This is a genomic window from Duganella hordei (assembly GCF_040369125.1).
Taxonomy (GTDB): Bacteria; Pseudomonadota; Gammaproteobacteria; order Burkholderiales; family Burkholderiaceae_D; genus Rugamonas; species Rugamonas hordei.
The window spans coordinates 566,679-591,616 of record NZ_BPWI01000003.1; the positions used below are offsets into that span (position 1 = coordinate 566,679).

The window sequence follows — 24,938 nt, forward strand, 5'->3', positions numbered from 1 at the left end:
ATGTCCTTACTGGTACTTGATGGTCCACTTGATCGTCAACGGTTCCTTCATCGTCAGCTTGCCGGTGCTGCAGGTGACGAGCGACTTCATCGCACCGTACGGCGCCATGAAATCCTTGGATCCATTGGTCGGCGCCACTTCGCACTTCTGCAGGCCGGCCACGCTGTACTCGCCGACGTCGCCCTTGGCGAAAGTGACTGTGCCGCCCTTGATGGTCGGCTGCTCCGAGAACGAAGCGAATTCCAGCACCACCTTGTCTACTTCCTGCGTTCCCACCGGCGTGTAGACGTCGTTGCGGGTCAGTTGGCCGTGCTCCAGCGTGTAAGTGGTCTGCAGCTTGATGCGGTTGTCCTTGACCGGCCCTTTCTTGCCCAGGCGGTCCAGCTCATCCTGGCGATAGCTGACAGTGTAACGCTGACCGTCCTGGCGGGTCTTGATGTCTTTGATCCAGGCCGCGCCGATCAGCTGCGCGCCGTCGGCCATGGTGAACTTCGGCAGCAGCTGCGCATGCGTGCCGCCGCTGTCGGCCACGCCGGAGACGATGCCCGGCGCGAACGGCAGCGGATAGTAAGGGCTGTTGTCATGCTGGCTGCTGCCGCCGTTGATGATGTTCAGGCTGACGACGTGCTTGCCATCGCGGAAAATCGTCAGCGCGCGGTCGTATTCGCCCTGCGCAAACGTGGTGGTGCTGAACTGCGGACGGTTCTTGTCCAGCCACGCCTGCAGGTCGGCCTTCGGCGCCACGTCCTTCATGCCGGCCTTGTTCCAGGTGTCGTTGGTGTAGATCAGCTGGTGCAGCAGCGAGAAGTTCTCGCCAAGGATGCGGTGCTTGCCGCGATAGGCGTCGGTGCGGCGGCCCTTGCCCCACATGTCCAGCGAATTCATGCCCGGGTCGTACCAGAAGTCCATGTAGCGGGCGGCCACGCGCGACGAGAAGGCATACGCATACTGCTTCTCTTCCGGCGTCAGCACGTCGAGGAAGGCCGACACGGACAGGATCTCGACCAGCGCCGTTTCGCCGTAAGGCCCGAGGCTGCGGCCGAAGCTGAAGCCGTCGCCGGCGGTGTTGCCGACGTTGAGGGCGATGTCGGCCGCCTTGCGCAGCAGGCCTTTCAGTTCCGGCGTCGGCTCAAGGCCGGTTTCCAGGAAGCGCTCGCAGATCTCGGCGATCAGCAGGATGCTGTAGCGGTCGAAGCGGCCCTCGCCGTCGGTTTCATCGGAGAAGCCGAACTTGCCCGAGTATTTCTTGTAGTGGGTGAGCATCCTGTCGAGCAGGATCTTGGCGCCGCTGTCGTCCTCCCAGCCCATCAGCATGCGCAGGCGCGCGATGCTGAACGCCACGCCGTAGTAGTTGGTCGGCAGGTTGATCAGCTCATACTGCGGCACCGTGACGAAGGTACGCCAGTCCAGCTGCTTGCGCAGTTTCTCCAGCGTGGCCGGGCTGACGGCTTGCTCCAGCAGGCCCGCCTCCTTCAGCTTGACCAGCGTGCCGATGTAGTAGTAGATGCCCCAGGTGTGGTTGTCCATGCCGACGGTCATGTCGGCGATGTCGCGGTAGTCGCGCAGGCGTTGCGGCAGCGACGGGTCGTCCTTGGCGCTGTTGAGCAGCACGTGGCCCAGGCCCGCCGCGACTTTACCCGGCAGGAATTTGTCGCCCGACTTGAACGGCGCATAGCCGTCGATGACGACCGCCTCCTTTTCCGCGACCAGCTTCTTGAAGAAGTAGTCCAGCTGCTTGTAGGCGTTGTCCTGGACGATGCGGTTCATCGGCGCGGTCGCCAGCGGCGGCACGTAGCTGGCCGGCGATGACACTGCGGGCACTGCGGCTGTCTGCGCGACGGCGGCGCCGGTGGTGGTGAAGATGGCAAGCGCAATCGCGCTCAGGCGGAATCGGGTGGAAGTCATGGGGTGGGCGTCTCAGATTGGTAATTTTATGGAAAACGTTTAACTGATGTTATTTGATTTTGCCGGACAGGTAAAGCCTTGCGCGAAAAAAAACCGGTTCAGCCGTTGCGGTTCTGCGTGGAGCCGCGCAGTATCAGCTGCGGTTCGATCAGGCTGAAGCCGGCCGGCTCGCCGCGGATCTGCGCGATCAACTGCTCCATCGCCGCCGCGCCCAGGCGCTCGCTTTGCAGGTCGACGGTGGTCAGCGGCGGCGATGTGTAGTTACCGAAGCGGATATTGTCGAAGCCAGCCACCGAAATGTCGACCGGCAGGCGGAAGCCCAGCGTCTGCGCGGCCTTCATGAAGCCGAGCGCCATCAAGTCGTTGTAGCAGATCAGCGCATCAGGGTGCCCCGAGCCCAGCATGATCGAGGAGCACATGCGCTCTCCCTCCTCCGACGACGGCGCGGCGCCGTCGTACACGGTCAGCTGCAGCCCTTGCGCGGCAAGGCATTCGCGGATGCCGGCCAGCCGCTCCTCGTCGCGGCGCGATTTCGAGAAGCCCAGATAGGCGACCTTCTTGTGGCCCAGCGCGATCAGGTGGCGCGTCAGCATGCAGGCGCCGCGATGGTCGTCGCCAGCCACCCACGGCAGGTCGCGCGTGGCCAGCCGGCCGAAGAACACCAGTGGCTTTTCCAGCGCGACGATCCAGTCCATCTCCGCCTCGGGGATGCGCGAAATGACGATCATGCCGTCCACGCGGCGGCTCAGCGCCTCCAGCAAGGGACGCTCGCGGTCCGGGTTTTCCTCGGTGTCGACCAGCAGCAGCGTGTAGCCGTGGGCCTGCGCCACCCGGTTGGCGCCCTTGACGACGCCGGTGAAGTGGGGGTTGCCCACGTCCAGCACCGACAGGCCGATGCTCATGGTGCGGCCGGTGATCATCGAGCGCGCCAGCGGATTCGAACGGTATCCCAGATCGGCGATCACCTGCGTCATCGTCGCCTCGACCGCCGGCGAAAACCGCTGCGCGCCGTTGACGAACTTGGACACCGTGGCCGTGGAGACGCCTGCGGCGGCTGCAACATCGCGGATCGTGGGGATAGGTTTTTTCATGAAGCGATTGACCTTGAAAATATTTTCGTTATACTGCTGATTAAACGTTTAACCAAGCCTAACTCCTCAACCATATAAAAGCAAGCCATGACTTCTAGTGTAAAACCATTCAAACGCATACTCCTGACCGGCGCCGGCGGCGGCCTGGGCACCGTCCTGCGCGAGCGCGCCAAGGCATGGGCCGATGTCGTCCGCCTGAACGACGTCAAGGATCTCGGCCCGGCGGCCGAGGGCGAGGAAATCGTCATCGGCGACCTGGGCGACCGCGACGCCGTCCTGAAAATGATGGAAGGCGTGGACGCGGTACTGCATTTCGGCGGCATTTCGGTCGAAGACAAGTTCGAGCCTATCATGAACGCCAACATCCTCGGCCTGCACCACCTGTACGAGGCGGTGCACAAATGCGGCGTCAAGCGCGTGATCTACGCCAGCTCCAGCCACGTGGTCGGCTTCTACGAGACCACGCAGCTGGTCGACGCCAGCATGCCGCTGCGCCCGGACGGCTTTTACGGTGTGTCGAAAGCCTTCGGCGAGGCGCTGTCGCGTTACTACTACGACCGCTTCGGCACCGAGACCGTCTGCCTGCGCATCGGTTCCTCGTTCCCCGAGCCTAAAAACTCGCGCATGATGGTGACCTACCTGGCCTACGACGACCTGGTGGAACTGATCCGCTGCTCGCTGTTCACGCCGCGCGTCGGCCACACGATCACCTTCGGCACCTCGGACAATCCGACCAAGTGGTGGGACAACAAGCACGCCTCGCACCTGGGTTACGCGCCGAAGCACAGCTCCAGCGAATTCGCCGCCAGCTTCCCGAACAACGCCGACTATCCGGCCAAGGACGACGCGCCGACCGTCTACCAGGGCGGCCCGTTCGTCACCGCGGGACCGATGTACAAATAACGCCGCACCCTCAAAAAAATATAAACGAGACGCCCACATGAAACCAACCTATCTGCACGCCGCCGTGCTGGCCGCCTTCACGGCGGCCGCACTGCCCGCAATGCCATCATTTGCCGCCGAAGCGCCAACCACCGAAGCGGCCGCGCCGTCGGCCGCCATCAATCCGAAGGCGGTGCTGAACGCGATGGAGCGCGTGGCCGACTGGCAGCTGGCCAACCCCAGCAAGCACCGCATCGACGACTGGACGCAGGCGGTGGGCGATACCGGTTTCATGGCCCTGGTGGGCATCTCGGGCGACCGCAAATACCGCGACGCCATGATCGCCGTCGGCGAAAAGAACGAATGGAAGCTCGGTCCCAACCACTACCACGCGGACGACCACATCATCGGCCAGACCTACGCCGAACTGTATCTGCAGCTGCGCGACCGGAAGATGATCGCGCCGATGCGCGCCAGCTTCGACGACATCCTGGCCAACCGCCGCAGCGGCACGCTGGAGTTCACCGTCAAGGGCAACCAGGAACGCTGGTCGTGGTGCGACGCGCTGTTCATGGGCCCGCCGACCTGGCTGCGCCTGTGGGCCGTCACCGGCGACCAGCGCTACCTGGACTTCGCCGTCAGCGAATGGTGGGTCACCTCGGACTACCTGTACGACAAGGAAGAGCACCTGTACTTCCGCGACTCGAACTACTTCGACAAGCGCGAGGCCAACGGCAAGAAGGTCTACTGGGGACGCGGCAACGGCTGGGTGATGGGAGGCCTGGTGCGCATGCTGCAGTACCTGCCGGTCAACCATCCGGACCGTCCGCGCTTCGTCCAGCAGTACCAGGATATGTCGGCACGGCTGCTGAAGCTGCAGCAGGCCGATGGTCTGTGGCGCGCCAGCCTGCTCGATCCGGACAGCTACCCGATGAAGGAATCGAGCGGCTCGGCGCTGTATGCCTACGCCTTCGCCTGGGGCGTCAACCAAGGCCTGCTGGACGCCAAGGCCTACAAGCCGGCGGTGCAGAAAGCCTGGACCGCGCTGGTGGCCAACGTGCAGGCCGACGGCAAGCTGACCCACGTGCAGCCTATCGGCTTGGCGCCGAAGGTCTTCGACGACAGCGCCACCGAAGTCTATGGCGTCGGCGGCTTCCTGCTGGCCGGCAGCGAGGTGTATCGCATGGCGGTGCTGGACAAGGCCAAGCCGCAGACGGTCACCGTAACCAACGGCACCGACGGTCTGCGCGGCGACGAGCTGGTGGAAGTGGCGCTGGGATCGGGTCTCAAAGCCCCCGTGGTGATGGACGCCTCCACCTCCGCCATCCTCAATTCGCAAGTGATCGGCAAGCAGCTGCTGTTCTCGGTCAACCTGCCCGCCGGCGACACGCACCGCTACCTGGTGCTGCCGGCCGAGCGCCTTGCCGCCGTGCCGCCGGCCGACGTCAAGACGCACGCCCGCTTCGTGCCGGAGCGCCTCGACGATTTCGCCTGGGAGAGCGACCGCATCGTCCATCGCGTCTACGGCCCGTCCATCATCAACGATCCGAAGGAACACCTGATCAGCAGCGGCGTCGACGTCTGGGTCAAGAAGGTGCGCTACCCGGTGGTCGATAAATGGTACAAGAACGGCGAATATCACAAGGACCACGGCGAAGGCCTGGACTACTACCACGTGGGCCAGAACCGCGGCTGCGGCGGCACCACCGTCTATACCGACAATGCGCTGCACAACTCGTCCAACTACCAGAGCTGGAAGGTGCTGGCGGACGGCCCGCTGCGCTCCGTGTTCGAACTCAGTTTCGGCAAGTGGGACGCGGGCAGCGGCCGCATGGTGTCGGAAGTGAAGCGCTACTCGATCGACGCCGGCTCCAACATGACCCGCGTGGAAAGCAAGTACACCGCCACCGGCAAGGGCCCGCTGACGGTCGGCGTCGGCATCGTCCAGCGCGACCAGCCGGGCGAATACGTCACCGACGCAGCCGGCGGCTGGGCCAGTTACTGGGAGCCGCAGCACGGCGAAGACGGCACCACCGGCTGCGGCGTGATCCTGCCGGCCGGCGCCAGCGGCTTCGCCGTCGCCGACAAGCAGCAGCTGACGCTCGGTACCGCGCAGCCGGGCAAGCCCTTCGTCTATTACTTCGGCGCCGGCTGGAGCAAGAGCGGCGACTTCGCCGACGGCGCCGCCTGGCAAGCCTATGTCCGCAACTACGCGCAGAAGCTGAAGGCGCCGTTGAAGGTCAGCTTGAAATAGTTCTGCATCACCGCCGGCGGTCCGCGCGCCCGCCGGCGTATTTTTTAAGCCTGAATGGTAGCGCTTCCACAAAGCAGTTTAATAGTACTTAATAATATTTCTGGAGACATCATGCAATCATCCTTACCGACGCTGCGGCCCATCACGGCCGCAGTGGCACTCGCCCTGCTGGCAGCAGCCCACACCGCTTCCGCCCAGCAGGCCACGCCCGTCGACAGCGGCAAGCTCGAATCCGTCGTCGTCACCGCCAACAAGCGCGCACAAAACCTGCAGGACGTGCCGGCCTCGATCACCGTGCTGGGCGACGCCGTGCTGCAGCGCTCCAACGTGCGCGACCTGGAAGACATCCCGTCGCTGTCGCCGGCGCTGACGCTGTCCTACGGCACGCAGCCGGGCAACTTCAGCATCAATATGCGCGGCATCGGCACCTTCTCGCTGGGCATCGGCGTCGAGGCCGACGTGTCGGTCATCGTCGACGATATCCCGCTCGGCATGCAGGCCGGCGCGTTCAAGGACCTGGCCGACGTCTACCGCATCGAAGTGCTGAAGGGCCCGCAATCGACCTTGTTCGGCAAGAGCTCGATCGCCGGCGCGCTGAACATCACCACCAAGCCGATCGGCGGCCCGATCAAGACCAACGTCAGCACCTACATCACCGACGACCATGAATGGCGCGGCGGCTTCAGCGTCAGCGGCTCCGTGTCCGACAACCTGCGCATGCGCCTGGCGGCCAGCAAGACCAGCTACCAGGGCACCCTGAACGACCTGACCACCGGCGGCCACCTGAACGGCAGCAAGGGCGACAACCTCAGCGGCAAGCTGGAGTGGACGCCGATCGACCAATTGACCGTCACGCTGACGCCGCACTACAACCGCACCGAGAAGTTCTGCTGCTCGAGCGCCTACAGCTACATGTCGCCGGGAGGCATCTACCGCAACGCGCCGCAGCTGCCGGTCTCGCTGGTGCTGGCCGGCATCAACATCGGCCCGGGCAACCGCGACGTGCGCAACGACTACCCGACCGGCGGCAAGTTCCATGACGTGGGCACCGGCGTCAAGCTGGACTGGGCCTTCGATCCGAACGGTCCGCTGGCCGGTCACACGCTGAGCTCGATCTCGTCCTACAGCCGCTACCACATGGACGACTACCAGGACAACGACAACACCGACGTCGACATCCTGCCCTTCCTGCTGCTGCCGAACGGCAAGCCGACCGGCATGCACGGCGGCCTGTTCCAGTATGGCTCGTTCGACGTCCATTCGACCACCCAGGAATTGCGCCTGACCTCGCCGGACAAGGGCGCGGTGCGCTACGTGGCCGGCCTGTGGTACGGCAAGAACTGGCTCAACCGCGAGCTGACCAAGGCGCCGCTGATCCAGGCCTACGGCACCTCGTACGGCGCCGACGCGTGGAACATCAGCAAGGCCATCTACGGCCAGGGTTCGTGGGATTTCGTGCCGAACACCAGCCTGATCCTGGGCGGCCGCTACAACGACGAAGACACCGGCTATAACTTCCGCCGCTACACGGTGCCGCCGCAGTCGTTCGCGCAGACCGAGTTCTATCACAAGGAAGACAACGACAAGAGCTTCACCGGCAAGCTGGGCCTGGAGCACCGCATCAACAAGGACAGCATGGTCTACGGCATGGCCTCGACCGGCCACAAGGGCGTGGCCTACGACCTGACGTCGGGCTTCACCGCCGCCACCGCCAAGCTGCCGGCCGTCAAGCCGGAAACCGCGCGCAGCTACGAGATCGGCTTGAAGCAAAGCCTGCTGGACAACCGCGCGATGTTCAGCGCGGCGCTGTTCCGCACCAACTTCAAGAACTTCCAGCAATCGTCGAGCTTCTTCGACGCCGACGGCACCTACCGCACCGGCTTGAACAGCATCGGCGGCCTGCGCACCCAGGGCGTGGAAGTCGAGGGCAGCATCCGCGTGACCCGCGAGCTGCAGCTGAACGGCAGCTTCGCCTACACCGAGGCGACCGTGCAATCGTTCGAGAACGGCCCGTGCTACAACGTGCTGAACGCCACCGGCACCGGCACCGTGCCGGGACCGGGCTGCGCCAACAGCCCGAAGTACAACAACACCAATGTGCAGAATCTGGCCGGCAAGACGCTGCCGAACGCGCCCAAGATCAAGGTCAACCTGGGCGGCCAGTATGACGTGGTGCTGCCGTCGCAGAGCTTCAACGGCTTCGTCGCGGCCACCACGCGCTACCAGAGCCGCACGCAGTTCTCGCTGAGCCAGGATCCGATGACGGTCCAGGGGGCCTACAGCATCACCAACCTGAGCGTCGGCGTGAAGGACAAGCAGGACCGCTACAAGTTCACCTTCCTGGTCAACAACCTGTTCGACAAGCGCTACGCGGCCGGCCTGAACAACGGCTACGCCAACAGCAACTGGAGCAGCAAGGCGCCCAACACGCCGCTGGTGGTCAACACCACCGAGTGGCTGCCGCCGCGCGACTTCCAGCGTTACTTCGGCGCCCGCCTGGACATGACGTTCTAAGAGTTTAGTAGCACAGGCATCACCTCGCATCTCCCTCTTACCGGCTTGCGGCCGCACAGCAGCCACCGGTTTTTCGCCCCCTGTCCGCCTCCCCTATGCGCGGCCAGGGGGCTTTTTTTATTTTTCCGGCGTCACCTGCAGGCGCTTGATCGCGCGGTTTTTGCCGTAGGTGGCGGTGACCAGCAGCGCGCTGCCGCAGCGGGCGCGGTAGACATAGGTGCGCTCCTCGCCGTCGACGCTGCGCTTCAGCAGTTCCAGCGGCGGCGCGGCCGGGCAGGCGCGCACCAGCGCGGCGCCGTCGGCCTCCGGACCGGCGGCTTGCTTCGCGATAGCCGCGGCCACCTCCCTGGTCACCTCCGGTTCCACGTCCTCGACGGGCTTGGGCGCTTGCGCCATGGCGCAGCCAGAGGCCAACGCAACCACTGGAAGGAGGGAAATCAATCGGTACATACACGCCTTTCGTGAGATTTTTACGCCCCATCTTAGCGCCGCGCGCGGGCGGCCGCCATGTCTCATTTTTAACAGAGCGCCGCAAAATGTCTAAAAAGGCCTGATTTTACAAATGGCAAAAAGGCATGGCTATACTCGTCGGGCACCAGTCGCTCAGCACCAGCCGGACATCGGCTCGCATACCGAATAAACCAATATTGATAGGAGTCCCTGCAGCATGCGCCAATTCGCCCGCCCATTACTTGCATCCCTGATCGTCCTGGCTTACGCGGGCACCGCGCACGCCGGCAGCTACTCGGTCGACAACCTCACCCTGTTCTCGGCCACCGCCGCCACCTCGCCCGACGACGTGCTGCGCCAGAACGCCGAGCGCTTCGGCCTGCCAGCCTCGCTGAACAACCTGACCTTGGTCAAGGTGCAGGAATCCATCACCGGCAAGCACTACCACTATCAGCAGATGCTGCGCGGCCTGCCGGTCGACCGCGCCGAGATCATCGTCTCCATCGGCAAGAACGGCCAGCTGCAAAAGATTTTCAATGAAACCCGCTACATCTCCGACAAGGTCGACGCCAACGCCGTCAACCAGCTGTACAACAAGTCGCAGATCAGCGAAGAGCAGGCACTGGACCTGGGCTGGAACAACATGAAGGTGCAGCATCCGCTGGTGGCCGCGCCGGGCACCGAGCTGGTGTGGGTGCCGACCAAGGACGGCGTGCAACTGGCGCGCAAGGTGACCATCGAGGCGCAGATGCCGACCGGCGGCTTCGTCCAGTACCTGAACGCGCATGACGGCACCGTCATCGATTCCTACACCACCTCGCTGCCGCGCAAGGGCGAGCGCTCGCTGGCCGCGCGCGCCAACGTCGGCGGCCCTGTGCTCGACCGCAGCGCCGCCACCCGCTCCGTGAGCCGCCAGGGCGGGCACACCGCGGCGGCCGCGCAAACCGTGGCCTCCGGCATCAACGGTTCCGGCTATGCCTTCGATCCGGATCCGCGCACGGTGCTCAACACCGACGCGCTGACCGACACTTCGGCCGCTTCCGCCTTCGACGCCGCCTACTCGACCAAGACGCTGCGCGACCTGACGGTGACCTCCGGTGTCTACAAGCTGAGCGGCCCGTTCGTCAACATCAAGAACATCGAAGCGCCGGCCACCGCGCCGAGCACCACCACCAACGGCGTATGGACGGCCAAGCGCGGCAACAACGCGTTCGACGACACCAACGTCTACTTCCACCTGGACCGGAGCCAACGCTACATCCAGTCGCTCGGCTTCACCGGCACCAAGTCCATCATCAACCGTCCGCTGGACGTCGACACCGACGGCGTCAACGGCGACGACAACTCACACTACAGCGGCGGCGCGGCCGGCTCGGACTACCTGGCCTTCGGCCACGGCTGCGTGAACGACAGCGAAGACGCCGACGTGATCCTGCACGAATACGGCCATGGCATCCAGGCCAACATCGACTCCAGCTGGACCGGCGGCGACACCGGCGCCATGGGCGAAGGCTTCGGCGACTACTGGGCCGCGTCGTACTCCTACAGCACCCCCAATGGCAAGATCTACCATCCGGAATGGGCATTCAGCTGGGACGGCCACGGCGCCTGCTGGGCCGGCCGCATGCTGAACCGCACCGACGCCAAGTACAACGCCAGCAAGACCTACTCCGCGCACCAGTCGGTGACCGAAGGCGGCGTGACGTTCCAGTCGGACGAATTGTGGTCGGCGCCGCTGTACCAGGCCATGGTGGCGCTGATCGCCGCCGGCAAGCCGCGCTCGAACATCGACCAGATCATCCTGGAAGCGCACTTCGGCCTGGGCAGCAACGTCAAGATGCCGGCCATGGCCACCGCCATCGTCAACGCGGCCAAGACGCTGTTCCCTTCGGACCTGAGCTACGCCAACACCTTCCAGGCCAAGTTTGAAGCGCAGAACATCCTGTCGTCGGTACCCGGCGGCCCGACCATCGCCGAAGTGGAAAGCAACAACACCACCGCCACCGCGCAAGCGCTGACCACGGCCGGCACCACGGTCAACGGCACGTTCAGCGCCTCGACCGATGTGGACTACTACAAGGTCGTGCTGCCGGCCGGTAAAACGCTGACCGTGACCATGACCCCGAACGCCAGCTCGGACTACGACCTGGAGCTGTACAACAGCAGCGGCACCAAGGTGGCGTCCAGCGTCAAGGGCGCGGGCCAGGCCGACAGCGTCAGCTACGGCACGGCGGGCACGCTGTACGCCAAGGTGATCTACTACAGCGGCGGCACCGGCGCCACCAACGGCAAGTACACGCTGCTGGCCAACTGGTAAGCGCCGGCATCCCCTGCAACAAATAGCTCCTCACAACGCCCCTTCCCGGGGCGTTTTTTTTGCCTCGGCGCATAAAACCGCATTACGCTTGAGTCAGATTCAGAATCGGACGCCGCGAACATGGTAAGCTTCGACCCCGGCGCCCCTGCGGCAGCATCACTCCCGTCAACTTCCACGCGTAAATACTTAATTCATGGATATCGTTCTCGCACTCAAAGCCCTGATCATGGGCCTGGTAGAAGGCTTCACGGAATTTCTGCCGATTTCCTCCACCGGCCACCTGATCCTGGCGGAGCACCTGCTGGGCTTCCATGGCATGGAAGAAAAGATGAAAGTGTTCGAGATCGTTATCCAGGCCGGCGCCATTTTCGCCGTCTGCTGGGAATACCGCGCCCGCATCGCCGCCGTGCTGACCGGCCTGGGCGACCCGAAACAGCAGCGCTTCGCGCTCAATGTGCTGATCGCCTTCCTGCCGGCCGCCGTGCTGGGGGTGCTGTTCAACAAGGCAATCAAGGCCGTGCTGTTCGCGCCGGTGCCGGTGGCGCTGGCCTTCATCGTCGGCGGCTTCGTCATCCTGTGGGTGGAAAAGCGCGAAAAGGCCAATCCGGCCATGGCCCGCATCAATTCTGTCGACGACATCACGCCGATGGACGCCATCAAGATCGGCATCGCCCAGGCGTTCGCGCTGATCCCGGGCACCAGCCGCTCCGGCGCCACCATCATGGGCAGCATGATCTTCGGCCTGTCGCGCAAGGTGGCCACCGAGTTCTCGTTCTTCCTGGCGATTCCGACGCTGCTGGGCGCCACCGTGTATTCGCTGTACAAGGAACGCGCGCTGCTGTCGGCCTCCGACCTGCCGCTGTTCTCGATCGGCACCGTGGCCGCGTTCATCTCGGCCTTCCTGTGCGTGCGCTGGCTGCTGCGCTATATCAGCTCGCACACCTTCACCGCGTTTGCCTGGTACCGCATCGCCTTCGGCCTGATGGTACTGGTCACCGGCTACACCGGCGTCATCGTCTGGGCCGACTAACACCTTTGCAGTAGAAGCGAGTAGTAGAAATGAGTCATCAGGAAAATAACGAGCGCGCCCTTCACCTGCTGCAGACCGTGTTCGGCTACCCAGCCTTCCGCGGCCACCAGGCGGAGATCGTCGGCCACGTCAGCGGTGGCGGCGACGCGCTGGTCCTGATGCCCACCGGCGGCGGCAAGTCGCTGTGCTACCAGATCCCGGCGCTGGTGCGCGACGGCGTCGGCGTGGTCATCTCGCCGCTGATCGCGCTGATGCAGGACCAGGTCGACGCGCTGGCCGAGGTGGGCGTGCGCGCGGCCTTCCTGAACTCGACCCAGACCTACGAGGAAGCGAGCCGCATCGAGCGGCTGGTGCGCACCGGCGAGATTGACCTGGTCTACGTGGCGCCCGAGCGGCTGATGACGGAACGCTGCCTGAACCTGTTCCAGGCGTCGAAGATCGCGCTGTTCGCCATCGACGAGGCGCACTGCGTATCGCAATGGGGTCACGACTTCCGGCCGGAATACATCAAGCTGTCGGTGCTGCACGAGCAGTTCCCCAACGTGCCGCGCATCGCGCTGACCGCCACCGCAGACCCGCAGACCCGCGCCGAGATCGTCCACCGCCTGCAGCTGGGCGACGCGATGCAGTTCGTGTCCTCGTTCGACCGGCCCAACATCCGCTACCAGATCGTCGAGAAGGCCAACGGCCGCAAGCAGCTGCTGGACTTCATCACCACCGAACATGGCGGCGACTGCGGCATCGTCTACTGCCTCTCGCGCAAGAAGGTCGAGGAGACCGCCGAGTTCCTCAACGAGAACGGCGTGCGCGCGATGGCCTACCACGCCGGCATGGACCACGCCAAGCGCGCCGCCAACCAGGCCAAATTCCTGCGCGAAGAGAACATCGTCATGTGCGCCACCATCGCCTTCGGCATGGGCATCGACAAACCCAACGTGCGCTTCGTCTGCCACCTGGACCTGCCCAAGAGCATCGAGGGCTACTACCAGGAGACCGGCCGCGCGGGCCGCGACGGCGATCCGTCCAGCGCGTGGATGGCATACGGCCTGCAGGACGTGGTGCTGCAGCGCCGGATGATCGACGAATCGGAAGCCGACGAGACCTTCAAGCGCGTGCTGGGCAACAAGCTCGACGCGATGCTGGGCCTGTGCGAAACGTTGAGCTGCCGGCGCGTGCGCCTGCTGGACTACTTCGGCGAAAGCTCCGGTCCTTGCGGCAATTGCGACACCTGTCTGATCCCGCCGGTGTCCTTCGACGGCACGGTGCCGGTGCAGAAGCTGCTGTCGGCGGTGTACCGCGTCGACCAGCGCTTCGCGGCCGGCCATGTGATCGAGGTGCTGCGCGGCGTCGAGACGGACCGCATCAAGACCTGGCATCACGATTCGCTGTCGGTATTCGGCATCGGCGCCGACCGCACCGAAGCCGAATGGCGCGCGATCCTGCGCCAGGTGATCGCGCTCGGGCTGGTGACGGTCGACCATGAACAATACAGCTCGCTCAAGCTGACCGACGCCGCGCGCCCGGTGTTGAAGGGTGGGCAGAAGGTGCAGCTGCGGCAGTACCAGAAGCCGGTCAAGCAAAAGAGCCCGAGCCGGGCGGCGAAGGGCTATGTGGAGAGCGATCTGTCGCCGCGCGAGCAGGCCATCTTCGACAAGCTGCGCTGGTGGCGGGTGGAGACGGCGCGCGCCCACGACGTCGCGGCCTACATCATCTTCAACGACGCCACGCTGCGCGAGATCGCCAAGGCGCGGCCGACCACCTTGTCCGACCTGCGCGGCATTTCCGGCGTCGGCGAGAAGAAGCTGGCATCCTACGGCGACGAGATCGTCGCCATGATCAGCGAGATGGAGTAATCAGGCTTTCGACAGCGGCGGACGGACTCAATCCGGCGCATCCTCAGGGAAGAATGTGAATCCTTTACCGGGCACCCGAATGCCTTTGAACGATTCGATCCTGCTTATCTCTGACCGCTTTCAATAAATCGCAAATAGCTATTCAGTTTATTTTTAAATAAAAAAAGATGCTCATGCCCTGCCCCCCATTCTAAGTGATCAGTAATTGTCAAAATCGCTTCGGAAGTTGTAGCGTCAATATGAAATAGATCGATAATTTCAGAATGCTCTATTGTCATTTGTTTTTCCACCAGTTCGGCGCGGCGCATGCCGTCACCTTTCCGTCATCACGAAGTCTCGGCAACATCGACGTGCCGGACCTTTCTCAAAATGGAATCCGCAAATTCCAATTGATCCGTTCTAAAAAAAGAAACCATGCCCAACAATACCGTATTTTCAGAACATAATTTCCCGGACAGTCGAAAAATTCTCTTACCATCCACAGTCTCGTCAAACATACTCTTCGCTCCGATCCAACCTTGACCCGAAATTTCAGACAATGGATCAACAGCCCCGAGTAGTTGGAGAGCGCTCACGGGTTTCCCTGATGCGTCCCCAGACGTATCTACTATCGATACGTCCAACGTCCAATCTGCCCCCCAAGCGGACCAAGAACCATCTTCGTTTCGCTCAAAACATGCAGGGGGTAAGTCGATCGACCACCTCGACCACAGCGAAGCAACGCCTCCATTTACTAATTTTTCCATTTGTGCCTGTTCATCCATAGTCAGTCGTTATTCGTAAAAATACTAATTCTGGATCTTTTGCGTAACCTGCCCAGCAGGATCATTCGCGATTAATCGCTGTGCGTGAGCAGGGCCGCCCCCCCGACGAACTAGTATCGTACTCGGTAGTATTCTCGTACTCAGGTATTAGGATTGGTCCCCTGAATATCTGGCCTACATGTTCCACAACGCTGACCTGCGGCAGGTCGAGATACTGATACTCATGGCGGACAACTGGGGGACGAAGGATATCGCCAACATGCTGGCGTTGAGCGAAAAAACTGTCGCGGCGCACCGGGCCGACATCAAACAGCGGCTCGGCGTCAACAATCAGGCGGGGTTGCTGCGCTTGACCGCAGCGTTGGGATTAAAATCGGGTTTCAATTTTAGATCGCAATAATATGCCGATAAGCCCGACCGTCATTTTCAATCACTCGCTCCTGCAATTGCGCGGCATGCTGCAAAAGATCGAGGCCAGCGGCAGCGACGTACTGGCAGCCCGCCTGCACGAGGACATGCTGCCGTTTGCCTCGCACGTGCGCGCCACCGCCAACTTCGCGCTGCGCGGCTGCTGTCCGCTGGCGGGACTCGACACGGTGAGCTTCGACGGCGGTGAACCATCCTTTGCCGCGCTGGCCCGGCAGGTCGACGATACGATGGACCATATCGCCGCGATTCCACCGGAGCGCTTTGAAGGCTCGGCCGAACGCCTGTGCCGCGACCGCGCCGGCTTCGCCGACATCGCGCTGCCTGGCGACGAATACCTGAACCTGTACATCCTGCCGAACTTCTACTTCCACTTCAGCATGGTGTATGCCATCGCCCGCAGCCAGGGTGCGGCCATCGGCAAGCAGGACTTCGACGGCTACCACCTGTACGCGCCGGGCTTCTCGTTCGAGCGCCCTACGCCATGACGATGCTGCGGTAGCGGCTGGGAGGCGCGCCGATGCTGTCGCGGAAGCGGTGGCTGAAGTGGCTCAGGTCCGCGTAGCCGCAGGCATCGGCGATCTGCTGCAAGGGCTGGTCGGTGGTCTTCAACAGCATGCGCGCATGCTCCACGCGCCGCGCCGCGATCCATGCCGACGGCGGCATGCCGAACGAAATCCTGAACATCCGCGCCAGATGGTATTCCGACATGCACGCCAGTTGCGCCAGCATGCCCAGCGAGATGTTCTGCGCCAGGTGCGCCTCGATGTAATCGGCCAGGCGCCGGCGCACCACCGGCGCCAATCCGCCGCGCACGCGCTGCTGGTGCTGCGGCATCGACTGCGACAGCAGCAGATGGCTCAGCGTCTCGTGCGTCACCTCGTTGGCGCGCAACTGCGCGTCCGGGCCGTCCCACGGCATCGCCGCCAGCGCGGCGCACAGCGGGCCGATACGATCGTGTTCAAAGTAGGTGCGGTCCGCCAGCGTCACCTCGCGCGGTTCGCGGTCCAGCTCCACCACGGCGCGGCGCGTGAAATGCTCGGGCAGGAAGTAGACGTGCAGGAAGCGCAGCGGCCCGCGCACCGTCCAGCTGGATTCGTGCCAGTCCGGCAGGGTGCAAAGCCGCTTCGGCGCGCCGTACAAACCGGGCAGCTCGTCGCGCTCGGTGCGGTAGCCGCCGCCCATGTAGTAGGACAGCGTGTGGTGACCGGGCTTGCTGTAGCTGGTCTCGGCCACCTCGGTGTCGCGGCGCCAGATGGCCAGCGCCAGGTCGTCGCCCAGCCAGGCAAAGCGCTCCAGCTGCGCATCGGTTTCCGACATGGTGCGGAACACAGCGTGCGAAATCAGCCCTTCCGGCGCGCGGGACAGGGTGGCAGGGCTGGAATCGGGACGGGGTGGCATGATGCATAAAGTCTAACATGGAGCCGCCCTCCTCCGCTGGCGCCCCGCGGAAATGCGCAATTCCAGACAAGTGGCCGCGCCGCGCACGCGGCATGCTGGCAACATGAATATCTTCCTCTACCTGCTCACCGTCCTGATCTGGGGTACCACCTGGATCGCCATCACCTTCCAGCTCGGCGTGGTGCCCGCGCCGGTGTCGATCGCCTACCGTTTCTGGCTGGCCGCCGCCGTGCTGATGGGATTCCTGCTCGTCACCCGCAAGCCATGGTGGCCGCCGCGCCAGGCCTGGCGCTACCTGTTCGCCCAGGGCATCGCGTTGTTCTGCCTGAACTTCCTGTGCTTCTACTATGCCAGCCAGTGGATCACCAGCGGCCTGGAAGCGGTGGTGTTCTCGACCGCGCCGCTGTGGAACGCGATCAACGGCCGCATCTTCCTCGGCCGGCCGATACGCCGCCAGGTGATGATGGGCGCCCTGCTCGGCCTGACCGGCATCGTGCTGCTGTTCGCGCCGCAGATGGCCGGCCACTGGAACGACAGCAAGGTGATGATGGGCCTCGCGCTGACCCTGGGCGGCACGTTGTGCTTCTCCTGCGGGAACCTGCTGTCGAGCCGCATGCAGTCGCTGGGCCTGACGCCGTGGCTGACCAACACCTGGGCCATGCTGATCGGCTCGACCACGCTGGGCATCGCCGCCTTCGCGCTGGGCATGCCGTTCGCGCTGGAGCCGAACGCGCGCTACGTCGGCGCCCTGCTGTACCTGGCGATACCCGGCTCGGTGATCGGCTTCACCGCCTACCTGCTGCTGGTGGGCCGCATCGGCTCGGACCGCGCGGCCTATTCCACGGTATTATTCCCCATCGTGGCACTGACCATCTCAACGATATACGAGGGCTACCACTGGACGCCGACGGCGCTGGCCGGGCTGGCGCTGGTACTGGCGGGTAACCTGCTGGCCTTCCTGCCCATGGCGCCGCGCGCCAAAGTGATGGAGGCCGCATAACAGGAGATTGCATGAACAGGTACGGCTATTTCTCGGCACTCGCGCTGACGTTTTCAACCATGGTCTTTGCCGCGGAGTCGCCGGCCGATACCGTCTACCGCAACGGCTACGTCTACACCGTCGATGCCAAGGACAGCGTGCAGCAGGCGCTGGCCGTGCGCGCCGGCCGCATCGTCTACGTCGGCGACGACGCCGGCGCCAAAGCGCTGACCGGCAAGTCCACCAAGGTGATCGACCTGCACGGACGCATGCTGATGCCCGGTCTGGTCGACGGCCACATGCATCCGCAATCGGGCGGCAGCCGCCTGCTCAAATGCAGCCTGAATTACGAGAACCTGACGGTGCCGCAGTTCCAGTCGCGCATCCAGGCCTGCCTGGACAAGGAAAAGAAAGCCGGCGCCGACAGCTGGATGGTGGTCGTCAACTGGTTCCAGCAGGGTATGCTGCCCGATGGCGTGGAAACCACCGCCGCCACGCTCGATGCGCTGAAGACCGACCGTCCGGTGATCGTGCGCTCGTCGTTCGGCCACTCGTCGCTGCTGAACTCCAGGGGCATCAAGGTGGCGGGCATCACGCGCGACACGGCCGATCCCGCCGGCGGCAAGATCACCCGCGATGCCAAGGGCGATGCCACCGGCCTGCTCGAAGACGCCGCCCAGGACATGGCGATGAACCTGCTGCCGCCGCTGACAGTGGCAGAAAACCTGCAAGCCTCCAGCGCCGCGCTGGCGGCGATGCGCAAGCAGGGCATCACCACCTTCCTCGACGCCTACACCGATCCCGAGACGATGACCGCCTTCGCCGACCTGCACAAGCAGGGCAAGCTGACGGCGCGCGCGCACTTCGCCGTGCTGATCGACCTGGATAAAGGCGCCACGCCGCAAAGCGCCGTCGCCGAGCTGCTGAAGCAGCAAAAGCAGTTCGACCAGGGCCAGACCGTGGTGGCGCCGTCGATGCAGGTGCGTCACGCCAAGCTGTTCATGGATGGCGTGATCTCCGCTCCCGCCTTCACCGGCGCCATGCTGCAGCCCTACCTCGTGAACAAGGGCACGCCGGAGAAGCCGGACTGGCAACCCGGCGCCAGCACCGGCCCCGCCAGCTACTTCTCGCAAGAGGCGCTGAAAACCACGCTGACCGAATTGGCCAACGCCCATATCGATCCGCACATCCACGTCGACGGCGACCGCGCCGTGCGCGAATCGCTGGACGCCATCGAATACCTGCGCACCACGCCCGCCGGCAAGAACGTCCGGCCGGTGCTGGCACACGACGAAATCGTCGCTCCGTCCGACTATGCGCGTTTCGCCAAACTGGATGTGACGCCGGTGCTGTCCTTCCAATGGGGGAAGCCGGCACCCGACACGGTCGGCGCACTGAAGGACTACATGGGCCCCGCGCGCTACGCCATCGTCGAGCCGCAGGAGCTGCTGCGCAAGGCCGGCGCGCGCATCGCCTACGGCAGCGACTGGCCGGTCGATCCGCTGGACGAATGGTTCGCGCTGAAGGTCGGCGTGACCCGCACCGCCGCGCCGGACGCCGGCAAGGAATATGCCGGCACGCTGACGTCGCAGCCCGGTATGCCGCGCGCCGAGGTGCTGCGCGCGATCACGCTAAACGCGGCCTACACGCTGCGCCAGGAAGCGCTGACCGGATCGCTGGAGGTGGGCAAGCTGGCGGACATGATCGTCCTGGATCGTAACTTCTTCACCATCCCGGCCGAGGACATCGCCAACATCAAGGTGCTGCAGACTGTCGTGGGCGGCAAAATCGTCTATCAGGCCAAGGGCATGCGGTAAGATGTCGGCCTTTAGATAAAACACCACGCCATGGAACTCGTCATCTCCCTGCTGATCATTGCCGTCACCGGCTTGGTGGTCTACGCGATCATCAAGACCAATCCGGCCAAGCCTATGCCGCTGCCGGCGCGCCCCGCCACGCCGTACGAGCCGAAGCTGCCTGAAGGCCCGGCCGCGCTGCACTGGTCCGACGACGGCCGCTTCCTGGTTGAAGTGGTCAATGAATCGCGTTACCAGCCCGCGCTGAAGGCCTTGGCCGGCGAGCATGGCGACCAGGGCGCGGCCGTGCCGTACGTCGCCACGCTGGTGCCTGACGACGCCAATCCCTACGAGGGCGCCGCCGTCGCGGTGTTCCTCGGCGGGCGCATGACGGGCTATCTGTCGCCGAAAGCGTCGGTGGCCTTCCGCGAACACCTGAAGCGCAAGGAGATCGAAGGCCAGGTCACCACCTGCGACGCGCAGGTGCGCGGCGGCGGAGTGTGGCAGAACAGCCGCCTGGCCTATGTGGTCGTGCTGGACATGGAACCGCTGGAGCGATGATGCCCGCGGCGCTGATACTGGCGGCGGCGGTGGCAACGGCGGGGACAGGGCAGCCGCTGATGCTGCACTATATCCAGAGCCCGCCGCTGCAGTATGCCGACTCGCGCGGCCAGTTGACCGGCTTTGTCGCCAAGCCCGCCATCGCGGCGCTGGCCGCCGCCGGCATTCCCTACGAAGTCCGCCAGACGCCGGCCAAGCAGCAGATCGTGCTGCTGCAGGCGAACGAGGCGCCGGCCTGCATGGTGAGCTGGCTGCAAACACCGGAGCGTGAGCGCATCGGAAAATTCACGGAAGTGGTGTACGAGGACAAGCGGCCGTTCGCGCTGACCTGGGTCGGCAATCCGGCCATGAAGGATGAGGAGCCGCTGAAAGACACGCTGGGCGACAAGCGCCTGCGCGCGATGGTGAAGCAAGGCGTCTCCTACGGCCCGACGATAGACCGTGCGCTGATCCGCTACAAGACGCAGCCGGCCAGCACCACGGCGGACACCGTGCAAATGCTGGATATGCTGCGCAAGCACAGCATCGATTACTTCTTCATCACGGACGAGGAGGCGGCGGAGGCGATCAAGGCCTCCGGCTATCCGGCGTCGAACTACCAGCGCATCTACTTCTCGGACCTGTACAAAGGCCACGAGCGCCGCTTGTGGTGCAGTCTGTCGGTGCCGGACGATGTGTTCAGGCGGCTCAACGCCGCCATCCTGAAACAGCGACGCTGATTACTTTTTGGTGAAGACCAGGTCCCATACGCCGTGGCCCAGCTTGATGCCGCGGTTTTCAAACTTGGTCAGCGGACGATAGGCCGGCTGCGGCGCATAGCCGTCGGCGGTGTTCTGCAGGCCCTCTTCGGCGCCCAGCACTTCCAGCATCTGCACCGCATAGTCTTCCCAGTCGGTGGCGCAATGCAGGTAGCCGCCCACGGCCAGCTTCTGCACCAGCAGTTTGACGAACGGCGCCTGGATCAGGCGGCGCTTGTTGTGGCGAGCCTTGTGCCACGGGTCCGGGAAGTAGATATGCACGCCGTGCAGCGAGCCGTCCGGAATCATCTGGTTCAGCACTTCCACCGCATCGTGTTGGATGGCCTTCAGGTTGGTCAGGCCCTGTTCTTCGATCAGCTTGAGCAGGCTGCCCACGCCGGGCGTGTGCACCTCGACGCCGATGAAGTCCTTCTCCGGCATCACGCCGGCGATGTGCGCCGTCGTGCCACCCATGCCGAAGCCGATCTCCAGCACCACCGGCGCCTTGCGGCCGAAGGTCTTTTCATAGTCCAGCGGCGCCTTGGCGTACTCGATCATGAACTTCGGGCTCAACTCTTCCAGCGCGCGCGCTTGCGCGGTCGACAGGCGGCCGGCGCGGGTGACGAAGCTGCGGATGCGGTGTTCGGTCGGGTCGTAGAGCATCGGCCGCGCTGGGCCGTCTTTAGGAGTATCGGAAGACATGGGATGAGGGATGGCTGAATATTGAGGCAGCATTATACAGCGGTACTGCGCAGTCGCTCCACGCCAGCTCCCGCTTCAGCAAAAGATTGACACCCCGTTTTAGTTGATGTCTAATCGAGAATGGAGGTGTGAAATCGTTTTCAAACGTCGCAATGCCTTCCCGCCCCGTCAATCCTGTTAAAACGATAAGAAAATGACCGATTTCACGCAATTCCCACCCTCGTTCACCTGGGGCGTTGCCACCAGCGCATTCCAAATTGAAGGCGGCGCCACCGCCGACGGCAAGGGTCCATCGATCTGGGACACCTTCAGCCACACACCGGGCAAGGTCATCGACGGCAGCAACGGCGACGTCGCCTGCGACCATTACCACCGCTATCCGGAAGACGTGGCCATCATGTCCGGCCTGGGCGTGGACGCCTACCGCTTCTCGATGGCCTGGGCGCGCGTGCAGCCGCAGGGCAAAGGCGCCTGGAACGAAGCCGGTTTCGCCTTCTACGACAAGCTGCTGACCGAACTGGAAAGCAAGGGCATCGACGCCCACGTCACCTTGTACCACTGGGATCTGCCGCAGGGCCTGCAGGAAGACGGCGGCTGGCTGAACCGCGAAACCGCGTACCGCTTCGCCGAATATGCTGGCGAAGTGGCGCGCCGTTTCGGCAATCGCCTGAAAACGATTGCAACGCACAACGAGCCGTGGTGCACCGCCAACCTGGGCTACGGCAACGCGCAGTTCGCGCCCGGCGTGGCCGACCTGAAGCAGTCGATCCAGGTATCGCACCACCTGCTGCTGTCGCACGGACTGGCGATGCAGGCGATGCGCGCCGTCGGCAGCTCGGCGCAGCTGGGCATCGTGCTCAACCAGTGGACCGCCGACCCGGCCACCGACAGCGCGGCCGACATCGCCGCCGCGGAGTTCGAATATGCGCGCTCGGTGCAGTGGTTCATGGATCCCATCTTCAAGGGCAAATATCCCGAGCTGGCGCTCAAGGTCCACGGCGACAACGCGCCGGAGATCCACGAGAACGACTTCAAGGACATCCAGCACAAGATCGACTTCCTCGGCGTGAACTACTACTTCCGCGCCTGGTGCAGCACCGAGACGCCGCCGCGCCAGCCGGAGTGCAAGCTGGGCAAGACCGACATGGGCTGGGAAATCTACCCGGACGGCCTGACCGAGCTGCTGCTCAAGCTGAACGCCGAGTACGACCTGCCGCCGATCTACATCACCGAGAACGGCATGGCCAATCCGGACGTCATCGTCGACGGCGAGATCCCGGACGAGGCGCGCATCGATTTCGTCCAGCGCCACCTGAAGGCGTTGAACGACGCGCGCCTGCAGGGCGTCGACATCCAGGGCTACTTCCTGTGGAGCTTGCTCGACAACTTCGAATGGAACTCGGGCTACGCCAAGCGCTTCGGCATCGTCCACGTGGACTACGCGACACAGAAGCGCACGCTGAAGCACAGCGCACACTGGTACCGCGACTACCTGATCGCGCAGCGTCCGCAGCGCAGCGCGCACGCCGCCTAAATCAGGCGCATCATCACCGCCGGCGTCCGCGCCGGCGTTTTCCTTTCTACAGGCCGCAGAGCCTGGTGCTATAAACTCTGACGAGAACAACGAGGACGACACCATGCAAACCGCACCATCCGCCGTGCCGCAGGAGCAGCAAGCCGACTCCGCATCGACGCTACCACCAGGCCAACCGCCGTCGCTGTTGCGCGCCATGTTCGCGCGCGGCACGCCGATGCTGTGGGTCCCCAGCGGCTACTTCGCCATGGCGCTGACCTACATGATGCTCACCAGCGTCACCTCCATCATGTTCAAAAACCTGGGCATGGACAACGGCCAGGCCGCGCAGTACGCCAGCTACCTGATCCTGGCCTACACCATCAAGCCGCTGTTCGCGCCCTTCGTCGAAATGTACCGCACCAAGAAGTTCTTCGTGCTGTGCGCGCAGATGATCGTCGGCGTCGGCTTTGCCGGCGTGGCGCTGGCGATGTCGCTGCCCGACTACATGGTCATCATGGTGTTCCTGTTCGGGATACTGTCGCTGGTCGGCGCGACGCAGGACATCGCCTCCGACGGCGTCTACGTCACCTCGCTGGACAGCAAGACGCAGTCGCTGTTCTGCGGCATCCAGAGCCTGAGCTGGAACGTCGGCCCCATCGTCGCCTCCGGCGGCATGGTGTACCTGAGCGGCTGGCTGCACACGCACTACTTCCATCACCAGGCCGGCGTGTTCGGGCCGGAGTGGATCGATTCCTGGCGCATCATCTTCTTCATCGTCGCCGCCATCACCATCGTCACCGCGCTGTGGCACATGCGCGTGATGCCGGACGGCGCCAAGGCCGAGAACGCGCCGTCGTCGGTGGCCGAAGCGGCCTTCATCCTCAAGGATTCCTTCGTCACCTTCTTCCAGAAGCGCGACGTGTGGCTGATGGTGGCGTTTGCGTTCGTGTTCCGCCTCAGTATCGGCCTGCTGGAAAAGATCGGTCCCTTCTTCATGGTGGACCCGGTGGCCAAAGGCGGCCTGGGACTGTCGAACGAGATGCTGGGCCTGATCTACGGCACCTACGGCTTGATCGCAGTGCTGGTGGGATCCTTGCTGGGCGGGATATTCGTCGCCCGCCGCGGCCTGCCGGCCACCTTGTTCATCCTGTGCTGCGCGGTGAATATCCCGAACGTGACCTTCCTGCTGATGAGCATCTACCAGCCGCATGACCTGCTGATCATCAGCGCCGGCGTGGCGGTTGAAAAGTTCTTCTTCGGTTTCGGTTCGGTCGGTTTCATGATCTACCTGATGCAGCAGCTGGCGCCGGGCAAATACACGACCACGCACTATGCCTTCGGCACCGGCCTGATGGGCTTGTGCATGATGGTGACCGGCGTCGTCAGCGGCCACCTGCAGCAGGCGCTGGGCTATGTGCACTACTTCTGGCTGGTGATGGCGGCGACGATTCCATCGTTCCTGGTCACCTGGTTCGCACCGTTCCATCACAAAGACTAAAACCAAACAACCAGGCATCACAAAGGGCCGGCGCCAAAAACGCCGGCCCTTTTTACATCCTAAAATCCGGGGTCAGATCCGACATTTGGACACGAGCTCTGCCGTAACAGCCGTTACGGCAGAGCTCGTGTCCAAATGTCGGATCTGACCCTAATGCCGTTAAGTTAAGGATTTCCTGAGCCTCCGTTCAGGATAGCGTTGCGGTTTTGCTTTGGTGACCCGATCGAATTTCCGGTCGGGTCGATAGACATTGAGTTCGAGG

The 24,938-nt window shown here is 63.8% G+C and carries 20 protein-coding genes; 14 read left to right on the plus strand and 6 right to left on the minus strand.

The genetic code is table 11. The annotated features are described in order from the left end of the window. Nucleotides 1-6 precede the first annotated feature (6 nt). Complete coding sequence (locus ABWW33_RS10645; protein WP_353401383.1) at nucleotides 7-1,905, minus strand: hypothetical protein; 1,899 nt, start codon at nucleotides 1,903-1,905, stop codon at nucleotides 7-9. A gap of 98 nt (nucleotides 1,906-2,003) precedes the next feature. Further along, the gene (locus tag ABWW33_RS10650; protein ID WP_353401384.1) at nucleotides 2,004-2,996 is read right to left on the minus strand and encodes a LacI family DNA-binding transcriptional regulator; all 993 of its coding nucleotides are present in this window, start codon (nucleotides 2,994-2,996) and stop codon (nucleotides 2,004-2,006) included. An 87-nt stretch (nucleotides 2,997-3,083) separates the two neighbouring features. Here ABWW33_RS10650 and ABWW33_RS10655 point away from each other — a divergent pair, with 87 nt between their 5' ends. From ABWW33_RS10655 to ABWW33_RS10665, 3 genes are all read left to right on the plus strand, one after another. Then, nucleotides 3,084-3,899: an NAD-dependent epimerase/dehydratase family protein gene (locus ABWW33_RS10655; RefSeq protein WP_176652173.1), complete on the plus strand. Its 816-nt coding sequence runs from the start codon at nucleotides 3,084-3,086 to the stop codon at nucleotides 3,897-3,899. Nucleotides 3,900-3,936: 37 nt separating this feature from the next. Further along, on the plus strand, nucleotides 3,937-6,132 hold the full coding sequence (locus tag ABWW33_RS10660; protein WP_176652172.1) for a glycoside hydrolase family 88 protein: 2,196 nt from the start codon (nucleotides 3,937-3,939) through the stop codon (nucleotides 6,130-6,132). Between the two features lie 111 nt (nucleotides 6,133-6,243). Continuing rightward, on the plus strand, nucleotides 6,244-8,646 hold the full coding sequence (locus ABWW33_RS10665; protein WP_176652171.1) for a TonB-dependent receptor: 2,403 nt from the start codon (nucleotides 6,244-6,246) through the stop codon (nucleotides 8,644-8,646). Nucleotides 8,647-8,763: 117 nt separating this feature from the next. Here the strand turns inward: ABWW33_RS10665 and ABWW33_RS10670 are convergent, their stop codons facing one another. Next, entirely contained in the window at nucleotides 8,764-9,042 is a 279-nt protein-coding gene (locus ABWW33_RS10670; protein WP_353401388.1) for a hypothetical protein, read from the minus strand. Nucleotides 9,043-9,313: 271 nt separating this feature from the next. On the opposite strand from ABWW33_RS10670, the gene ABWW33_RS10675 reads away from it, so the two are divergent. The 3 genes from ABWW33_RS10675 (at nucleotide 9,314) to recQ (ending at nucleotide 14,296) form a co-directional block, all read left to right on the plus strand. Then, the gene (locus ABWW33_RS10675) at nucleotides 9,314-11,413 is read left to right on the plus strand and encodes a hypothetical protein (RefSeq protein WP_353401390.1); all 2,100 of its coding nucleotides are present in this window, start codon (nucleotides 9,314-9,316) and stop codon (nucleotides 11,411-11,413) included. Nucleotides 11,414-11,606: 193 nt separating this feature from the next. After that, nucleotides 11,607-12,443 carry an undecaprenyl-diphosphate phosphatase gene (locus ABWW33_RS10680; protein ID WP_176652168.1) on the plus strand — a complete coding sequence of 279 codons (837 nt, stop codon included), beginning with the start codon at nucleotides 11,607-11,609 and terminating at the stop codon, nucleotides 12,441-12,443. Between the two features lie 29 nt (nucleotides 12,444-12,472). Then, nucleotides 12,473-14,296, plus strand: coding sequence for a DNA helicase RecQ (gene recQ / locus ABWW33_RS10685; protein WP_176652167.1), 1,824 nt, complete (start codon nucleotides 12,473-12,475; stop codon nucleotides 14,294-14,296). Nucleotides 14,297-14,400: 104 nt separating this feature from the next. Here the strand turns inward: recQ and ABWW33_RS10690 are convergent, their stop codons facing one another. Continuing rightward, nucleotides 14,401-14,604: a DUF6572 domain-containing protein gene (locus ABWW33_RS10690; protein WP_353401392.1), complete on the minus strand. Its 204-nt coding sequence runs from the start codon at nucleotides 14,602-14,604 to the stop codon at nucleotides 14,401-14,403. A 634-nt stretch (nucleotides 14,605-15,238) separates the two neighbouring features. On the opposite strand from ABWW33_RS10690, the gene ABWW33_RS10695 reads away from it, so the two are divergent. Together ABWW33_RS10695 and ABWW33_RS10700 are read left to right on the plus strand one after the other, a co-directional pair. Beyond that, complete coding sequence (locus ABWW33_RS10695) at nucleotides 15,239-15,460, plus strand: response regulator transcription factor (RefSeq protein ID WP_353401394.1); 222 nt, start codon at nucleotides 15,239-15,241, stop codon at nucleotides 15,458-15,460. Between the two features lies 1 nt (nucleotide 15,461). Continuing rightward, nucleotides 15,462-15,974: a DUF1993 domain-containing protein gene (locus ABWW33_RS10700; RefSeq protein ID WP_353401396.1), complete on the plus strand. Its 513-nt coding sequence runs from the start codon at nucleotides 15,462-15,464 to the stop codon at nucleotides 15,972-15,974. Here the strand turns inward: ABWW33_RS10700 and ABWW33_RS10705 are convergent. Next, nucleotides 15,964-16,887, minus strand: a complete 924-nt coding sequence (locus ABWW33_RS10705) for an AraC family transcriptional regulator (protein ID WP_353401398.1) — start codon at nucleotides 16,885-16,887, stop codon at nucleotides 15,964-15,966. The genes ABWW33_RS10700 and ABWW33_RS10705 overlap by 11 nt on opposite strands. Before the next feature lie 103 nt (nucleotides 16,888-16,990). On the opposite strand from ABWW33_RS10705, the gene ABWW33_RS10710 reads away from it, so the two are divergent. From ABWW33_RS10710 to ABWW33_RS10725, 4 genes are read left to right on the plus strand one after another with little or no spacing between them, the layout of a single operon-like run. Next, nucleotides 16,991-17,887: a DMT family transporter gene (locus ABWW33_RS10710; RefSeq protein ID WP_353401400.1), complete on the plus strand. Its 897-nt coding sequence runs from the start codon at nucleotides 16,991-16,993 to the stop codon at nucleotides 17,885-17,887. Nucleotides 17,888-17,898: 11 nt separating this feature from the next. Then, nucleotides 17,899-19,683, plus strand: coding sequence for an amidohydrolase (locus ABWW33_RS10715; protein ID WP_353401402.1), 1,785 nt, complete (start codon nucleotides 17,899-17,901; stop codon nucleotides 19,681-19,683). 30 nt (nucleotides 19,684-19,713) lie between these two features. Beyond that, complete coding sequence (locus ABWW33_RS10720; RefSeq protein WP_353401404.1) at nucleotides 19,714-20,223, plus strand: hypothetical protein; 510 nt, start codon at nucleotides 19,714-19,716, stop codon at nucleotides 20,221-20,223. After that, nucleotides 20,220-20,942, plus strand: a complete 723-nt coding sequence (locus ABWW33_RS10725) for a transporter substrate-binding domain-containing protein (RefSeq protein ID WP_353401406.1) — start codon at nucleotides 20,220-20,222, stop codon at nucleotides 20,940-20,942. The genes ABWW33_RS10720 and ABWW33_RS10725 overlap by 4 nt, the downstream gene beginning before the upstream one ends. On the opposite strand, the gene trmB is transcribed toward ABWW33_RS10725, so the two are convergent. Next, nucleotides 20,943-21,623: a tRNA (guanosine(46)-N7)-methyltransferase TrmB gene (gene trmB / locus ABWW33_RS10730; protein WP_176656065.1), complete on the minus strand. Its 681-nt coding sequence runs from the start codon at nucleotides 21,621-21,623 to the stop codon at nucleotides 20,943-20,945. Nucleotides 21,624-21,855: 232 nt separating this feature from the next. On the opposite strand from trmB, the gene ABWW33_RS10735 reads away from it, so the two are divergent. Together ABWW33_RS10735 and ABWW33_RS10740 are read left to right on the plus strand one after the other, a co-directional pair. Next, the gene (locus ABWW33_RS10735; RefSeq protein WP_176656064.1) at nucleotides 21,856-23,196 is read left to right on the plus strand and encodes a GH1 family beta-glucosidase; all 1,341 of its coding nucleotides are present in this window, start codon (nucleotides 21,856-21,858) and stop codon (nucleotides 23,194-23,196) included. Nucleotides 23,197-23,299: 103 nt separating this feature from the next. After that, entirely contained in the window at nucleotides 23,300-24,676 is a 1,377-nt protein-coding gene (locus ABWW33_RS10740) for an MFS transporter (RefSeq protein WP_353401408.1), read from the plus strand. Nucleotides 24,677-24,938: the final 262 nt, after the last annotated feature.

What these genes read in the sequence shown, in the direction of transcription:
- ABWW33_RS10645 (WP_353401383.1), bottom strand. Translation starts at nt 1,905, where the DNA reads ATGACTTCCACCCGATTCCGCCTGAGCGCGATTGCGCTTGCCATCTTC.
- ABWW33_RS10650 (WP_353401384.1), bottom strand. Translation starts at nt 2,996, where the DNA reads ATGAAAAAACCTATCCCCACGATCCGCGATGTTGCAGCCGCCGCAGGC.
- ABWW33_RS10655 (WP_176652173.1), top strand. Translation starts at nt 3,084, where the DNA reads ATGACTTCTAGTGTAAAACCATTCAAACGCATACTCCTGACCGGCGCC.
- ABWW33_RS10660 (WP_176652172.1), top strand. Translation starts at nt 3,937, where the DNA reads ATGAAACCAACCTATCTGCACGCCGCCGTGCTGGCCGCCTTCACGGCG.
- ABWW33_RS10665 (WP_176652171.1), top strand. Translation starts at nt 6,244, where the DNA reads ATGCAATCATCCTTACCGACGCTGCGGCCCATCACGGCCGCAGTGGCA.
- ABWW33_RS10670 (WP_353401388.1), bottom strand. Translation starts at nt 9,042, where the DNA reads ATGGCGCAAGCGCCCAAGCCCGTCGAGGACGTGGAACCGGAGGTGACC.
- ABWW33_RS10675 (WP_353401390.1), top strand. Translation starts at nt 9,314, where the DNA reads ATGCGCCAATTCGCCCGCCCATTACTTGCATCCCTGATCGTCCTGGCT.
- ABWW33_RS10680 (WP_176652168.1), top strand. Translation starts at nt 11,607, where the DNA reads ATGGATATCGTTCTCGCACTCAAAGCCCTGATCATGGGCCTGGTAGAA.
- recQ (WP_176652167.1), top strand. Translation starts at nt 12,473, where the DNA reads ATGAGTCATCAGGAAAATAACGAGCGCGCCCTTCACCTGCTGCAGACC.
- ABWW33_RS10690 (WP_353401392.1), bottom strand. Translation starts at nt 14,604, where the DNA reads ATGCGCCGCGCCGAACTGGTGGAAAAACAAATGACAATAGAGCATTCT.
- ABWW33_RS10695 (WP_353401394.1), top strand. Translation starts at nt 15,239, where the DNA reads ATGTTCCACAACGCTGACCTGCGGCAGGTCGAGATACTGATACTCATG.
- ABWW33_RS10700 (WP_353401396.1), top strand. Translation starts at nt 15,462, where the DNA reads ATGCCGATAAGCCCGACCGTCATTTTCAATCACTCGCTCCTGCAATTG.
- ABWW33_RS10705 (WP_353401398.1), bottom strand. Translation starts at nt 16,887, where the DNA reads ATGCCACCCCGTCCCGATTCCAGCCCTGCCACCCTGTCCCGCGCGCCG.
- ABWW33_RS10710 (WP_353401400.1), top strand. Translation starts at nt 16,991, where the DNA reads ATGAATATCTTCCTCTACCTGCTCACCGTCCTGATCTGGGGTACCACC.
- ABWW33_RS10715 (WP_353401402.1), top strand. Translation starts at nt 17,899, where the DNA reads ATGAACAGGTACGGCTATTTCTCGGCACTCGCGCTGACGTTTTCAACC.
- ABWW33_RS10720 (WP_353401404.1), top strand. Translation starts at nt 19,714, where the DNA reads ATGGAACTCGTCATCTCCCTGCTGATCATTGCCGTCACCGGCTTGGTG.
- ABWW33_RS10725 (WP_353401406.1), top strand. Translation starts at nt 20,220, where the DNA reads ATGATGCCCGCGGCGCTGATACTGGCGGCGGCGGTGGCAACGGCGGGG.
- trmB (WP_176656065.1), bottom strand. Translation starts at nt 21,623, where the DNA reads ATGCTCTACGACCCGACCGAACACCGCATCCGCAGCTTCGTCACCCGC.
- ABWW33_RS10735 (WP_176656064.1), top strand. Translation starts at nt 21,856, where the DNA reads ATGACCGATTTCACGCAATTCCCACCCTCGTTCACCTGGGGCGTTGCC.
- ABWW33_RS10740 (WP_353401408.1), top strand. Translation starts at nt 23,300, where the DNA reads ATGCAAACCGCACCATCCGCCGTGCCGCAGGAGCAGCAAGCCGACTCC.